This window comes from Cronbergia sp. UHCC 0137 (assembly GCF_034932285.1).
GTDB lineage: Bacteria > Cyanobacteriota > Cyanobacteriia > Cyanobacteriales > Nostocaceae > Cronbergia.
The window spans coordinates 26,867-42,427 of the sequence record NZ_JAYGHC010000032.1 but is presented as its reverse complement, the minus strand read 5'-3'; the positions used below and the strand labels follow the sequence as shown (position 1 = coordinate 42,427).

The window sequence follows — 15,561 nt, the reverse complement described above, 5'->3', positions numbered from 1 at the left end:
ACAGGTGGAGTTCCGTGGGAGACAGACCCTCTACGAACCATTTGGAGCAATTCACCTCTACCTACAACCTGGGTACTTAATCCCGGAGGCAGAGAGTCAGATAGATCCTGATGATATTCCCTGGTAACTTTCATCAATAAAAAAAAAGGTGCGATTAAGCGATCGCACCCCCACAAAAAATGAAAAATATGCTTTTAATACCCCACAATTCTAACATATTCAACCCCCCAAAACCAGTATTTCCTAATAGTAATTTCATACTATTAGATGGTACATCAAACTATCAACCAATCAAAACAAGGACGGTGTGTGATGCCAGCAACAATTAGAACCACACCGGATACAATTGATCCAAGGCACTGGGACGAGTGGAAAGAAAGCGCGGTTTCTGACGAGATTATTAACAGAAACGTCAGGACAATATTAGACAGTAGAGAATTAGATAATGTCTTAGGCAGGGCATCTAAAAGACAATGGGGTAAGAAAGATTCCTTAATACCTTGTTGGCTTGTTGCTGGGGTAGATCCTCTCACTGGTGAGTCAACGCTGCAAGGCTGCCAAATTAAACCAGATACGCCACCCATTGGGCGGAATGGTAAGCCGGTGAAGTATAAAGGGGCAAAAGGCTTCGAGCTTTCCCCCCTGTTTTTAGACACAGGAATCGAAGGTTATTGGGAATCTATAATTTACGACAAATTGCAGCCCGTAATTATTACCGAGGGAGCTAAAAAGGCAGGGGCAGGGCTAACCTGTGGATTGCCTACAATATCAATTCCTGGTGTGTCCACTTGCAGAAAAAAGGGAAGGTTACACCAATCATTGGAACTATTCGCAGTGTTGAGCCGGACGTTTTACCTGTGCTTTGATAACGATATTTTGTACAAAAAACAGGTACAAGATGGACTAACCGGGTTAGCTTCACAACTTGCGAAAAACGGTAGCAACATAATGGTAATTCAATTACCAGATGGCGATGCCAAGGGGATGGATGATTACATCTCGCTGCATGGCTGCCAAGCATTCAAAAAATTAATAGATAACGCTGTCACCTTCCCAGAATGGAAGGAAGAAATGGCAGAGTTAAATATTGAGGATGATGAATCAAGTACAAGATCGAAACTAGCTCAACGCTACCATCTGATTAATGAAGTATGGGGGGATGGACTTCGGTATAACTCCCTCAAGAAAGATATAGAGAAGGAAGGGACGGCCCTGGACGTTGAACACCTAAAGTTAATTTTGGCTTTGGAATTTGATATCGACGTTAGCAAGGATGACGCTTTCACCATCGTTGAGAGAATAGCCAAGTCGAACACTTACTCACCGATTACTGAATATCTGGATGAAGTAGAGGCAAAATTCCCCAATATTGAATCATCATTTTTAGATGGACTGGCTAAATTATTTTTTGGGACTGACGATCCGTTACACGCTAAATACTTCAAGAATTTTCTGGTTGCCAGTGTTGCCCGTGCCAAAAATCCAGGGTGCTGGATGGATTGCGCCTTACTGTTGATGGGTAATCAAGGTATCAGGAAATCAACTTTTTGGCGGACGCTCTACGGCGACGAGTTCTTTTCTGATGATTTGGGGGATGGCAGCGACAAAGACGAACGTATGAAGATGCACCGATTTTGGTGTTTGGAGTGGTCAGAATTTGAAACCGTCTACAAGCGGAAAGATATCGCCCAACTAAAATCGTTCTTGGCTCGTCGCCACGAAACTTTCAGAACGCCTTACGATCGCTTACCAAAAGACTATAAGCGTGCGTGTGTTTTTGTAGGGACAACCAACGAGAAGGAAGTTTTGAACGATCCGACCGGAAATAGACGGTTTTGGATTATCCCAGTTGTGGGAATAATCCCGGTAGAGGAATGCCTGAAACTTAGGGATAAAATTTGGGCGGCGGCGGCGGCGCTCTACAAATCCGGCTACGACTACCGACTATCTGCACAAGAAGATCAACTGAGGGAAGCACAGAATGAAGAATATCAAGTTAGCGATCCATGGACTGACATTATTAGCCAGTTCATCAATGTAAGGGAATATGTCACCCTTCAGGACATTTATTATGAATTAAAAATTGAGCCGGCTAGACAAGATAATTTCAATCAAAGACGTATAACCTCAATCCTGAAGCGGCTTGAGTGGTTCGCTTGCAAAAAACGGATAGCCGGAAATTCTCTTAATGTTTGGATGCCCAAAACAGCCGGAACAGCCGGAACAGACAAAAATTCAACCCCTGAAACCCAGCCTACACAGGCACTTGAACCCGTTCCGGCTGGTGTTCCCTTAGACCGGAACACCGGAACAGATACACACTCTAATTCTGTTCCCTTAGATAAAATAATTGATAATCAGCCGGAACAGTCAAAACCATTGATAAATAAGGATTTACAAAATTCTGTTCCGGCTGTTCCGGCTGTTCCGGCTGTTCCGGCAAAATATATTCCTCAAGTGAACGAAGAAACAGTAACGGCTAGTGCTGAGTTACTGACTGAGGCGTTAGCAGACAAAGACTGGGCTATGGTTGAGGCGTTGACTGAGAACTGGCCAACTGACTTCAAAAAAGCCGTCTGGAAGCTGCTAACAGAGGAAGATCGGGAAGCAATTAAGAACCTCAAAAATCAGGGGGCATCAACAGACAAGCAGGTTTATCTCAATCCTGATGAGGTCTTGATTTACCAGGATGGGGGGATATACCTATACAAGTCACCAGACGGCGATCGACGGTCAGGGAAGCAATTCAAGATCAAGAAAAATTTTCCCAGCGTGCAAAAGGCTGAAGGATATTTTGAGGGTGAAGTCACGACTGAGAAAATCGAATGGCAGCATCTCTACCCCTGTGAATCTTCACCTGTGATTAGGGGTAAGGAAGCCAAGGCTATCAAGGGAAGATTCAAGGGACTCCAGGGCGCAGTCGTTCCCACCGACGGGGGGCGTAGTCTCTTGATCCGAACTGGGGCAAAGGGGGATTTTCCGAAGGGTCCCCTATATGCTCACGAAATAGAAATAATTGATCAGACTGGTTTGAAGGTGGGCGATCGCGTGAAGGTCAAGATGGGATCTGGGGTTCCCTACAAACTGGCTTATCTAGTTTGTAATGAAGGCGTTATACGGTCCCTGAAAAATGGGATAGCTGAAATTAAGTTTGACAAAACAGCGAATTTTGACTCACACACAGCATCACTCACTGTTTCCCAATTAGAGTTATCCAAGGCGTAACCAAAAAGGAAAGAGCGATCGCAAGTGCGATCGCTCCCCCGCAGCCGTCAAAACTGCCAACCTGTGAAACGATTGTCTGACAAGACTTATAAAAAAGGGAGGTGATCGGTTGTGCGATCGCTCTCCCCTGTCTTTATGCCCCAATGTATTCGTAAACCTGAACCGTCTGATTCCGCACCCAATACGCATCCTTGATCGTGAGGCTGTATTGTGGTGCAATTTCTGGGATAGTAAAGATCGTCGTGTCGTTTATTTGCAGTCTCCGCCGTAGCACCAAGGCCGGGACGGTGTTCAATACGGGAAAAGATTGATAAATGTAGGCGTTGCCTCCGAAGTACCAGTTTACATCTTCAGGGATGGGGACTATATTTTTTATAAGTAGGGCTTTACCAGTAAGCAGTAATGGGCAGTTGAACGGGGCTAATGGTTCCCAAAGATTGTCAAAAGGTGGTGGATATGGTTGAGTTTGTTGACTATCCTCCCACACCAACGACCACTTATCACTATCCTGTAATTCCGTTAATGCCATATTTCTTTAGATTTTCAATATGGTCAAAAGCATCAGTGATGTGTCCAATGGCATCTATACCGTTTTGTTCTAAGCAGTCAGCATATACATCAAACTCAACTTCACCGTCTAACCACCCATAAGCTAACTCGTTCATCAGGTTAGAATTTCTCACACCATCAGCGTCATTAATATCAGCCGATAGCGTAAGTAAGTCGCCAATGTCAGAAGGTAAATACAACCCATTACGCTCTGTAAATTCCATCTTAGTATTTTTCTGGTGTAAATTTAATAGTAGTGAAACTTGCAAAGGTTTGATTAGGCAAGTTAAGAGCTTTTAACGCCACGTCAATAGCGTTTCTCACCGTTACATAATCGTTCCCTACTATTTTTTTGCCGAACGGACTAGATACACTGTCATGTTCATGCTTGTAGTACAATCTCCCTGTAATACGGCTGCGCGATTTAGTGCTTGCTGTGCTCACCCGCACCTTGACGGTAACTTTAGCAGGTTTAAAGTTTTTTGCACCTGCTACGATAATCGGCGTACCTGTTAAAGCTTCATAGGTGTAATCATCATTTAACACAGTACGAATAGAAGTAGCCAAACCACCACCACGACCTGCGTTAGTGGCTGAAATTACCTGTATTGGAACGTATACCAATGACGTACCCGTAACTCCAAAAGGAGCAATGTAACCATCAATACGGTTAATTTTTACAGTATTTGCGGGTGTGTTCACGCCTTCAAAGGCTGTTTGTTTCTGTTCGGTAGACTTCTCTTGCCATTCCTTGAGGTTGTCATAATCTTTTTTAAGTTGCGCTGCTTTATTGATATCGCGATAAGACATAATCGTTATCCTGTAAGCTTTTCACCCACTATAACTGACTAGATTTAAAAATTCCTACTCATCTGCCAATTAACTAGCGGGGCAAATTACGCTTAATAATCGACTAATTCGATAACCTCTTTAAGCCGCGTCCACTGCATAGCTACCAAGTTTACTGGTTTGTATCTACCGTATAGATGTAGTTGAGCGTGCGTAAATTTTACATCTATTCTAGGACGTTTAACAGGTTTTTTGGATACCCTGCCGTATACCGTATGAGTACCAGGATTAGGACTGTATACCTTGTCATGGGCTATAAATTGGAAGTTGTCATCATTGTAGACATCATTCCTAATAGACAAAACCTTCCTAACAAGTTCCACACCTTCGGCACGACTGAACACCAATGGACGCAAATCATACCCTTCTTCTATATCCTGGTATGTACACTTAAACCATCCTTTTTTCCATATATATGGCGGTGTTGCGAACTCCTCTTTTATCTGCCTTGCTAGTGTCTCACTTTTAGCCCGTGTCCATGTGGCTGATGTTTCGTCTTTAATCTTGAACGTGATAGTCCCCTTAGCTGGTGTAACTACGTCAGAATTATCATCATCATCATTTCTTTCCGTCTGGCTGAAATAAAGGTAAACCTGTGGATTGAACTTGGTATCACGTTGAAATTCCTGTACAGGCATACCGTAAATAGGTGCTTGTATTGACTGTGCGTGTCCTGCGGTTATCTCAAATAACCACATTCTCATTAATACATAGTTTACTGTGTCCTCATCTTCTATAATGCAGCCTTTCTTAATTCCACCTTTGGCAGTGCTAATATCATCATCTGGAGTATTTTTAAAGTATTTTTTCACCAATTTGTTATGGTGTTTTTGCACCATATCCTTTAAGTGCGTCCAGCTATCAAAATCCTCTGGTAATGGCATTTACTCAATCCCTCCATCTATTAAGTCAATATCAAAATTAAAGTCAAAAAACTCGGGTTCAACTGCCACACTTGCTGTTTTCTCTGCTTGTTTTTTAGCTTTAACCGTATCAGCCTCCGGTAATTCCTTACCCTTATTATTTGGGTTAGCATCTTCCTTGATAGCTTTGATTAAGTCTGTGCTTTCTGTTGTTAGTTGGGTAATTTGTTCAGTTAGCTCTAATGGAACTTGGCTGATTTGTTCAACTGTACTCGCTAGATTTTGAGCATTTTCTAACGCTTGTGTAATCCTATTAAATTTAGGTTGTGGGTTCATCCATCCATAAGCATTGTCAAGAACTGCCCCACACGCTCGTAGTGCATTACCTATCTTCCCTTGTCCACTTCCTACCATTTCCAACCCATCAAGAATTGTTGAGCCTATACCTTGAAAACTATTAAGAATATTAGTAGATGCCTGATATATCCTGTTAGCCTTAGCCCACGCTAGAGTAATACTTACATAGTTTTCAGCCCCGACTAAACCTTTGAGAAAAAATGTAATTTCAGCCCCAACAATAGCCCCAATATCGTAGCCTTTACCCTCAGAGTCTTTCAACCCTACGAATTGCAACACATTCTGAATAGTTTGTATTAAGGTTGTCCCAATATCCTTCGATAACATCATTGCATTGTGGATGGTTGCGGCTGTGGTTAATATGTTCAATGCTTGGTTCAACATTGACCATTGACTAAACCGTTGCATAAACCCACTCAATCCCTGTGGTACGTAATTCCCTAACCGCTTCAATATTTCACGTTGTCCTGCTAATAGTCCAGCATTAGCCGCAGCATTGCCAGCGTTTATCGGGTCAATTGCTCTGTTAGTATTTTGGTTAATTTTGTTTGCATTATTATCGAATGATTGTTTTAAGCAATTGTTGTTACAAAGTGCATTGTTAACACTTGGTGTAATTGCAGGTACAATTTGACCCGCAGTTTTCCCCGGAATAGCTGTGAGTATGGCATTAAAGCCACCTACAGCTAGACCTATACCCGCAAGAGTTCCGTAATCTCTTTCACGTTGTTGCCTAGCTTGTTTACTTAGGTTAATAAGTTGATCTAACTTTTTGTCTTGCATTACTCGTTGTTGTTTTTCTTGCTGTATTTGTGTAGCTGTTTTAGTTTGCTCTTGCCTGAGTTTCACAAACTCCAAAGTCCTAGCATCTTCCCTCTGCTTGGATGCTTCTTGAATCTTCTTAATGTCCCCTTTGTACAAATCAAAATTCTTTAAATCTTCTTGTCTGTCTCTATCCCATTCTTGCCTTAATTGCTGTTCTGACAATTTGCGTTTTCTATCCTGTTCCGCACTAAACAAGTCCCTCTCTGTTTGCGCTTGTTTTGCAAATTTATCTACTTCCTTAAATAGGTTTTGATTTTGCTGTTGAACCTGCCTATCAAATCGTTCTTGTGATAGTTCCCTCTCTGACTTTTGCCGTTCAATGAATCTTTCCTCTAGTTTTAAGGATTCTTGCTGTCCAATATATTTAATATTTTCAGTCTCTTTTTTCAAGTCGGCTCTTAATTTATTATTCTCTTGTTCAAGTTTTAACTCTAAATTGGTACGAGTGTTATTAATCTTGTTATTTGTATCAGTTGCAAGGTTACTAATATTCCCTGATAAGTTTTGTAGTTGTTGCCAAATACTGCCCTCAACTTGGTTGATTTTATTAGTATTTTGAGTAATCCGATTAGAATTACTTGCAATGTCTCTCTTATTGGTGGCGATGTCACGGCTATTTACTTCACCTAATCCTAACGCTCTTAATGCGAGTTCTCTTGCTTCCCCAATACTTGCTTTTAATCCAGGGAATTGCCCACTAAGTTCCCTGGCAAGATTAAATGCGCCTGTGGCTATTATTTCGGCATTATCAGCTTTTGATAATGCTTGCTGTGCGATTTTAAACACATAGTTAATATCATCTCTAAAACGCTGTGCTAACTCTGCAAGTGATTGAAAAAGTTGGTCTATCCTTCCGAGTTGACTATTAACGTAAGATTGAAAACGGTTAAATTCATTAATAAAATTGAACAGGTTAGATTGCACAATATCAATGTTATCGTTGACAATTGCTAAATCTCTTTTGATGACTTCGATAGCTGATTTATTTTCTCTACTATTTGTTAACGCTCGATTAGCTGTATCCTGCGCTCTAAATGTAGCGGCTTCAACCATAGCCAAACCACGCTCTACTAGGTCAATACGCCTACCTAATAGCTTTAGGATGCCTATATCGTTGAGCGTTGATTGAAGCATTGTTAAAATGCCAGCCACAGCCCCAGCAAGGTTTCCTATCCTTAGTCGGTTATCTTCTACTTGGTTTCTGATTGGTGGAAGTTGATTAATTAAATTATCAATCTTCTTAACAGTTTCACTAATGATATACCGAAGTGGGCGTACTGCACCTTCGGTAATTTGTGACGCTTGCTGTGCAGCCCTTGGAAGTATTACCGCACCCGCTACAAGCACGGCACTATCAATTATTTGGGGTCGGTCTGATTTTGGTATGAACTGTCCTTGAAGTAAATTAATTTTACTATTTAATTGGTTTATTTGATTTTGCAAACTTGTACAACAATCACACTTACCTTTACAATTAACAGCCTGTTGTAAGGTATTGATAACGTTAGTTGCAGACATTGTTCTTAACCTGGTTAGCTAGATTTTCAATTTGCACCCATTCATTGTTGCTAATACATTTACCAGTGCAGCTATCGCCACCACAGACTAATTCACAGTCTGCAAGCGTTGGGTATTGACCAGGTGTATTGTAGGTGGATTGTGGTAAGCAAGCACCATTAATACAGTCGTAGGCAATCCCACAATTAGGGTCATCAGCTACAAAAGTAAAATTTACACCTGATACAGAAGCATTACAGGTAAAAGAAGACATTTCGCGATTATCGAAACTGCTTCTAATGACACTGTAATTACTACAACCTTCTATAGTTTCAAATGACTGATATGGTGCATCATTACTATTGCCGATCATAGTAAATGATTGTGAACCATTAAAAAAATAGTTTACCGTCCAAGTCCCAGTACAAATTGTCATTGTTTTATTCCCTCTATATAGCTTGTGTCAGATTTGTCCAATAACTTGTTGGACAAATCTGACACAAGATAGGCTTACTTATCGTGTAAAGTTTTTTCGAGTTGATCAAGCCTCCAAGAAATGAGATTAAGTTTCCCTATAATTTCCTGACGTTCAACGCTGTTACGCTCGGATTCATCCTTAAAGTCAGATGTAACTTTGCCGATTGTCACGGCGAAAGTTAAAGCTATTCCGATTACCGTGGCTATTAGTTCCATAATTTTAGTAATCGTTAGGATTGAGTGTCGCCCCGGTGTCAGGTTTTGCCAGATTTATAGTAATCTGGTCAAGGATATATGATTCATCATTTTTGGTAATAAATGATTTAAAACCATCAGAAACATAAATATTCTGGTCAGCTTCAGTGTTGAATTGGGTTTCTGTGTGAGTTGCTTTCGCCTTAATTGCAATGGCAGCCAACACCTGGTCAGATGTAGCAGTAGTGGCAGTTATGCCAAGGTCAGCTTTTTTAAGAATGATATCCGTTGCTGTCTGAGTTGCATTCTCACCCAGTCCTTCAGCCAAAGTTAGTTCAGCCATTTTATTTTTAATTACAGTAAATATGTACTATACCAGTGTACTCGCATAGTATTATGAGTAGGTAATGAGCAGTTAAGGAAAAAGAGCGATCGCTATAAGGTTGAGTGCGATCGCTCCTTTTTTTGAGGTAAATGAGTAGGATTTGAGTAGTAAAAACTTTTAAGGATGCTGAAAGGTGCTGTTCAAAAGAGTTTGTGAATATTTTATTAGAAGCTTGGCAAACACGCAAAAATGCCATTGAAGAAAGGATGCAAACTATTCATCAACATTTTGCATGGCACTCTATTAATATACAATATCCCTATCTTAATCCAGGATCAGAAGATATTTATAATTTAATTTTCGAGACGGAAATGATTTAGATTTGTCGGTGCTAAAATCCAGATTTTTAAGGGTTTAGCATCGCTAAACCCCTTGATGAAAACGTGTTTTGTATATGTCCTTTTGTCAGATATTAAACAAATATCCTCCTAACTAATTTTTTCTACAGGATTAGCAATATATTCAAATGTTGGTGCAGAGTTCCAAGGACCCCGTTCATCTTTACCATTTCCGTTGGTTGATAAGTTATAGTAAAGCGAAACAGTTTCATCTGGTTGAATATTACCAAATATGGGATCTGTTAACTTACCTAAAGAATCCAGAGCTTTCATAAACATCTGGGTATGGGAAATTTCTCTTGTTAATAAATGCACCAAAGTTTGTTTTGTTCCCTCATCAGTAGCTAGTTTAATCAACTCTTCATAAGTTTGTCTTGCACCAGCTTCTGCGCCAATATTTGCACGTAAATCACGTACTACATCACCACCTTCATTCAAATATTTTGCACTCCAAGCATTACCTTGGCTATCTAGAAAATGGGGACCAATTCCTCGAATTGCAAAAAGAGTGCTTTTGTAAGCTTCTGTTTGATCAGTATTTTTAGTGTGAGCTTCAATCAGCTTACCCACCATTTCTAAATGACCAAATTCTTCTATTGCAATATCTTGTAGCATATCCCGAATACCAGGATTTTCTACATGAAAAGATTGTACCCAATATTGTAAAGCTGCGGTCAATTCTCCAGTTGCTCCCCCAAATTGCTCTAACAGTAATTGAGCAAAACGAGGGTTAGCTTCATTAACCTTGACTGTATGAATTGGTTGTTTTTTGTGGAAAAACATGACTTTATTTCACTATTAAAGATTTACAATTCAGACCCAGGAAATATTTATTTGTGTGAAATTTAAGCTCTACTGCTACGTTGGAATAATGTCCATAAATAAATTGCTATTATTGCCCCAAGGATAGCTACTAAAAGACCAGGTATACTTAATGTAGCAGCCGTAATCTGTAAAGTTCCTGTCCGTAGAAGTGTAAATAAAGTACCACCAATGAAAGCTCCAACAATACCTAAAATAATAGTTGAAACCATCCCACCGCTTTGATGACCTGGGTAAATAGCTTTAGCAAGCGCACCAGCTAATAGTCCTAAAACCACCCAAGCAATAATATTGATCATTCCTCGTTGCCTCTATAATGTCATTGGTATTTAATTTATCAATTATGTTTTAAATATATTTCTATCAAATGAAGTAAATGTATTAATCAAAAGTTAGATATCAGAACAGTAGAGACGTTCCAAGCAGCGTCTCTACAAGAGTTGAGAGTTTAACCATTACCTAAGCTTAAATAGCACGAGAGAATTTTGTGGCTCTCATTTTTGTATGAGTATCGAAAACTACGGCAATATTTCTTACTAATAATCTACCAATATCTGTAATTTCGATTTCGTTAGCTGATAAATTCACCAGTCCATCAGCTTCTAAGGGTTTTAACTCTTCTAATTCCTGGAAAAAATATTGATCAAAATTGATGTGATGTTTATGTTCAATGTCTAATTTATGTAGCTGAAAATGAGACATTATTGACATAATCACATCCCGTCTAATGATGTCATTTTTATCCAATTTGACACCTTTACTGGTGGGGATAACACCTGCTATCACTGCTTGATAATAATCCTTTAATCCTTTGTGATTTTGAGCATAGGCATCTTCTAACATACTAATAGATGTAGAACCAAAGCCAAAAAGTTCGGTTTCTGCGTGGGTAGTGTAGCCTTGAAAGTTGCGTTTTAGTGTACCATTGCGTTGAGCGATCGCTAATTCGTCGTTATTTTTAGCAAAATGATCCATCCCAATAAACAAATACTCGCTGTTGGTCAATTCCTCAATCGTCATTTTCAGGATTTCTAACTTTTCCTGCGCTGGGGGAAGTGTTTCTGGAAGAATATTTTTCTGTACAGGTTTCAACCAAGGTACATAAGCAAAATTAAACACCACAATTCGATCAGGATCTAAAGCAACTGTCTTTTGTAATGTTTCCCGGAAAGTCTCCAGAGTTTGATAGGGTAAACCATAAATTAAATCTACATTCACACTATCAAATTTGGCTTCCTTAATCCAACTCATCGCATCAAATAGCATTGCTTCTGGTTGAATCCGGTTCACAGCTATCTGTACTTCGGGGTTAAAATCCTGGATACCAAAACTAATCCGATTAAATCCTATCTCTCTCAAAAACAGAATATAATCTCTATCAATGTAGCGGGGATTAATTTCAATTGAAACTTCTGCATTTGCATCAAGATTGAAATTATCAGTGATATTTTCCCACAGAAATTTAACTTGATCACGATCTAAATAATTAGGTGTACCCCCACCCCAATGAATTTGCAATACTTTTCTATTTGGATCAATCAAAACTGAGGTATTTTTGATTTCTTGTACCAAATGTTCTAAATATGATTTAGCAATATTCTTATTACCAGAAATTACCGTATTACAACCACAAAAATAGCAAGCAGTTTGACAAAAAGGGATATGGAAGTATAAAGATAGAGGTGATTGACGTTGATTAGAAAGAGCGATCGCACTTTGAAAATCTTCTGTAGTGAATGTTTCATTTAACTCCGTAGCAGGTGGATAACTCGTATATCGAGGAGCGCGAGTATCATACTTTTGAATCAGATCCAGATCAAACTTCACACCAGGTAATAGAAAAACCATCAAAACCTCCGAGTTACTGCGAATATACCACCGATTTACAAATCCCTAAAACCATCATCCTGAAGCGATTAATGTACAGAATTATGTGCTGTACTTCCAGTATTACGAGAGCTAATTAACTCCTGATATTTAGCTTCACCAATAGCCAAAATTAAACTACTTTCTAACTCCTTGACTATCTGCATATTCAAATAGAAAGCATGATTAGCTTCTGCTACAATTTTGTCAACAGTTACATCATCAACAGCTACAGCATCTAAAGCTTGACGATATCTATCTTTAAATACCTTTTTATCAGGAATTTGCTCAAAATTGTAAAAACAAGTACCTTCATATCCAGAAAGTTGTAAAGCCGATTGAGCAACTTTTTGTAGCATTTGACCACCTGATAAATCTCCCATGTACCGCGTGTAAGAATGACCTATTAACAAAACAGGTTCATGGTCAGAAAGTTGTTTAATCCGAGTAATATAGTTTTCCGCAGCCGTTGATGGTCTGATTATTTTTCGCCATTCATTCCCATAATAAAATACCATATCTTTTTCTAGAGAACTGTGGCGATTAAGTTCAGGGAAATAAAGAACACTAATCACAGGATGTTGCTTATGTTTATCAATAGCTGCTTCTAGTTCACTGTAAATAAAATATAAATTACTTAGAAACTTAGCAAAGCAATTTCTATCTACAACTCCTTTGAGAAAACATTTCATGAAGCCTACATTTTCTGCATTTGTGTGAGCTTGTTGTGTTCCAGAACGCAGTTTGATGGCAAGATTATTACTCATTATGACTTCCTTCTTATTCCAGCACAATATTTCCCCACATTCAGCAACTCATCTACCACTTTAAAGTCGATGCCAAAGTGAGAAAATTCCTATTCTAGTTCTTGGGGTTTCTACACTACTTCATCCAGCTTATTCACAGCCAATGCAGATTACCGCCATTTCTATCCCTTATAAAAACATTTAACTATTAATCTGGGTATAACTATAAATACATTAATATTTCTTTAGATTTTTATCAACAAAACAACTTTACCAATAAGTATTTAAACTCTGTTCAGGCAATGTTTTAAAAAAACATTCTGTGCTAAATATTTCCATAAATAAACTGATGACTACTAACAACTATTTATGCTTAGATATTTTTTGAAGGGATGTAATTAGAGCAGGAGTATCATGGTTCAGTCTATAGAAAAAAACCAAATTGATTTACTGAAACCAGGTGTAAAAGCACCAGTTCAGGAAACATTATTAACACCACGGTTTTATACAACTGACTTTGATGCTGTGGCAAAAATGGATATTTCAGCCAATGAAGCTGAATTAAGAGCAGTAATTGAAGAACTTAAAGCAGATTATAACCGTCATCATTTCATCCGTGACGAAGAATTTAAACAGTGTTGGGAACACATAGTTGGCGAAAAGCGATTAGCATTTATTGACTTTTTAGAACGTTCTTGTACTTCGGAATTTTCCGGGTTTTTACTATTTAAAGAATTATCACGTCGTCTTAAAGACAGTAACCCTTTATTATCAGAAGCTTTTGGTTATTTAGCACGAGATGAAGCACGTCATGCCGGCTTTTTGAATAAATCAATGGCTGACTTTAATCTTTCTCTCGATCTAAGTTATCTAACTAAAAATCGCACCTATACATTTTTTCCCCCAGAATGGGTTATTTACACCGTTTATCTGTCAGAAAAAATTGGTTACTGGCGTTATATTTTGGTATTTAATCATATAGCCAAAAATCCAGAATACCAGTTTTATCCCCTTTTCAAAAAATTTGAAAGCTGGTGTCAGGATGAAAATAGACACGGAGATTTCTTCAAAGCTCTATTACGTTCTCAACCCCAACTATGGAATAATTGGAAAGCTCGTTTATGGGTGCGGTTTTTCTTATTAACTGTATTCGTTACTCACACGATGACAGTATTTGAACGGGCAAATTTCTATCAAATTCTTGGTATTCATCCCCGCAAATACAACAATCAGGTAATCATAGAAACCAACAAAACTGCTGCTAGAGCATTTCCAATTATCTTAAATACAGATCATCCTTATTTCTTCTGGTTTTTAGAACAGTGTGCTATCAGTAACCAGAAATTGCTCGCACTTCAAAATAGTCAACGCTGGGGAATTGTCAAGTTTTTCCAAAAAATCCCCTTAATAATCAAGATCGTCTGGTATATGTTACGGATTTACTTGATTAAACCCATCAATGCAGAATCGACTCGTGAGACTGTGTGTTAATTAATAGTCAAATCAATAATGTAGAGATGTTCCATGGAACGTTTCTACATCCATAAATAAATGGTATTGATCTAACTTTGTAAGCCGATTCTCTTTCGTTGACAGGACTTACGCAATCAAATTATCAATAATTGAAGCGGATATTGATAACAGTTAATTATAGTTGATTAATGTTGGGTATCGTTCCTCAACCCAACCTACAAGATCAGCGATCGCGCTTTTACCCCTGGAACTGATCCTATCAATGCTGTCAGCTTGCGTAGTCTACTTTTAGCTGATATTACACCCTGAACAACTATCGTTCCGAATACTTCCATCCGACATGATAGTTTCACAAAATATGGCATCACTCAAGTTAGCACCACTCAAGTTAGCACCACTCAAATTAGCGCCATCGAGGTTAACACCAGTCAAATTGGAATTGCTCAGATTAGCATTCCTCATGTCAGTACCAGTCAAATTGGCTCCGCTCAAATTAGCTCCATTGAGGTTGGTATTCAAGAGAATGCCCATCATCAAATTAGCACCGCTCAGGTTGGCAGCACTCAGGTCAGCCTTTTCCAAGATGATCATAGACATACGGACATTAGCCAAGTTAGCGCCGCTCAAATTAGCGCATTCCAAACAAATTTCATTCATGCTGCTTCCCCTCAGATCAGCCCCACTCAAATTGATTCCTCCCAAATCAGCCTCATTCAAATCGATTCCTCTAAAATCTCTGTCCCCAGCAGCATATTTTCTAACCAGTTCCTCTCTGTTCATACCTCAACTCCTGTACTAGTAAACACAATCAACTTGTCCATTTTTCGTAGGTTGGGTTAAGCGACAGCGCAACCCAACAAATGCGTTAGGTTTCATTCCATTGCTTGGCAACGCTAACGCGAACAAACCAACCTATAAATTAAGACTTTTTTCAATTTGGAAAAGGTATTGTTAAAGTGAGTATATTATGATGTAGAAATATTTGTACAGTTCATTTATAGTTATTAATTCTTTTAGATTAGATTAGATATCGTTAATGTTGGGTTTCGTTCCTCAACCCAACCTACAAGATCAGCGATCGCACTAAAGTTTGG

General features: G+C 38.9%; 15 protein-coding genes. 3 read left to right on the top strand and 12 right to left on the bottom strand.

Annotated elements, in window-relative coordinates:
• The first annotated feature begins 267 nt into the window (after positions 1-267).
• A complete protein-coding gene (locus VB711_RS16965; RefSeq protein ID WP_323287351.1) occupies positions 268-3,225 on the top strand; it encodes a VapE domain-containing protein in 2,958 nt (985 codons plus the stop codon).
• A 133-nt stretch (positions 3,226-3,358) separates the two neighbouring features.
• Here VB711_RS16965 and VB711_RS16960 read toward each other — a convergent pair whose 3' ends face one another.
• From VB711_RS16960 to VB711_RS16930, 7 genes are all read right to left on the bottom strand, one after another.
• Positions 3,359-3,754 (bottom strand): hypothetical protein, encoded by a 396-nt coding sequence (locus tag VB711_RS16960; protein WP_323287350.1) that lies wholly within the window; start codon positions 3,752-3,754, stop codon positions 3,359-3,361.
• A complete protein-coding gene (locus VB711_RS16955) occupies positions 3,729-3,998 on the bottom strand; it encodes a hypothetical protein (protein ID WP_323287349.1) in 270 nt (89 codons plus the stop codon). Before VB711_RS16955 ends, VB711_RS16960 begins: the two co-directional genes overlap by 26 nt.
• A gap of 1 nt (position 3,999) precedes the next feature.
• Positions 4,000-4,584 (bottom strand): hypothetical protein, encoded by a 585-nt coding sequence (locus VB711_RS16950; RefSeq protein WP_323287348.1) that lies wholly within the window; start codon positions 4,582-4,584, stop codon positions 4,000-4,002.
• Positions 4,585-4,676: 92 nt separating this feature from the next.
• On the bottom strand, positions 4,677-5,507 hold the full coding sequence (locus VB711_RS16945) for a hypothetical protein (RefSeq protein ID WP_323287347.1): 831 nt from the start codon (positions 5,505-5,507) through the stop codon (positions 4,677-4,679).
• On the bottom strand, positions 5,508-8,186 hold the full coding sequence (locus VB711_RS16940; protein ID WP_323287346.1) for a hypothetical protein: 2,679 nt from the start codon (positions 8,184-8,186) through the stop codon (positions 5,508-5,510). It lies immediately after the preceding gene.
• Positions 8,173-8,601: a hypothetical protein gene (locus VB711_RS16935; protein WP_323287345.1), complete on the bottom strand. Its 429-nt coding sequence runs from the start codon at positions 8,599-8,601 to the stop codon at positions 8,173-8,175. The genes VB711_RS16940 and VB711_RS16935 overlap by 14 nt, the downstream gene beginning before the upstream one ends.
• 261 nt (positions 8,602-8,862) lie before the next feature.
• Positions 8,863-9,180: a hypothetical protein gene (locus VB711_RS16930; RefSeq protein WP_323287343.1), complete on the bottom strand. Its 318-nt coding sequence runs from the start codon at positions 9,178-9,180 to the stop codon at positions 8,863-8,865.
• Between the two features lie 194 nt (positions 9,181-9,374).
• Between VB711_RS16930 and VB711_RS16925 the strand changes: the two genes are divergently transcribed.
• Positions 9,375-9,542 (top strand): hypothetical protein, encoded by a 168-nt coding sequence (locus VB711_RS16925; protein ID WP_323287372.1) that lies wholly within the window; start codon positions 9,375-9,377, stop codon positions 9,540-9,542.
• A gap of 108 nt (positions 9,543-9,650) precedes the next feature.
• Here VB711_RS16925 and VB711_RS16920 read toward each other — a convergent pair whose 3' ends face one another.
• From VB711_RS16920 to VB711_RS16905, 4 genes are all read right to left on the bottom strand, one after another.
• Complete coding sequence (locus tag VB711_RS16920) at positions 9,651-10,343, bottom strand: manganese catalase family protein (protein WP_323287341.1); 693 nt, start codon at positions 10,341-10,343, stop codon at positions 9,651-9,653.
• Between the two features lie 62 nt (positions 10,344-10,405).
• On the bottom strand, positions 10,406-10,678 hold the full coding sequence (locus tag VB711_RS16915; protein ID WP_323287371.1) for a GlsB/YeaQ/YmgE family stress response membrane protein: 273 nt from the start codon (positions 10,676-10,678) through the stop codon (positions 10,406-10,408).
• 169 nt (positions 10,679-10,847) lie between these two features.
• Entirely contained in the window at positions 10,848-12,230 is a 1,383-nt protein-coding gene (gene hemN, locus VB711_RS16910) for an oxygen-independent coproporphyrinogen III oxidase (RefSeq protein WP_323287340.1), read from the bottom strand.
• A gap of 68 nt (positions 12,231-12,298) precedes the next feature.
• Positions 12,299-13,015 (bottom strand): heme oxygenase (biliverdin-producing), encoded by a 717-nt coding sequence (locus tag VB711_RS16905; protein WP_323287339.1) that lies wholly within the window; start codon positions 13,013-13,015, stop codon positions 12,299-12,301.
• Positions 13,016-13,408: 393 nt separating this feature from the next.
• On the opposite strand from VB711_RS16905, the gene acsF reads away from it, so the two are divergent.
• On the top strand, positions 13,409-14,485 hold the full coding sequence (gene acsF / locus VB711_RS16900) for a magnesium-protoporphyrin IX monomethyl ester (oxidative) cyclase (protein WP_323287338.1): 1,077 nt from the start codon (positions 13,409-13,411) through the stop codon (positions 14,483-14,485).
• A gap of 270 nt (positions 14,486-14,755) precedes the next feature.
• Here the strand turns inward: acsF and VB711_RS16895 are convergent, their stop codons facing one another.
• Positions 14,756-15,247, bottom strand: a complete 492-nt coding sequence (locus tag VB711_RS16895; RefSeq protein WP_323287337.1) for a pentapeptide repeat-containing protein — start codon at positions 15,245-15,247, stop codon at positions 14,756-14,758.
• Positions 15,248-15,561 lie beyond the last annotated feature (314 nt).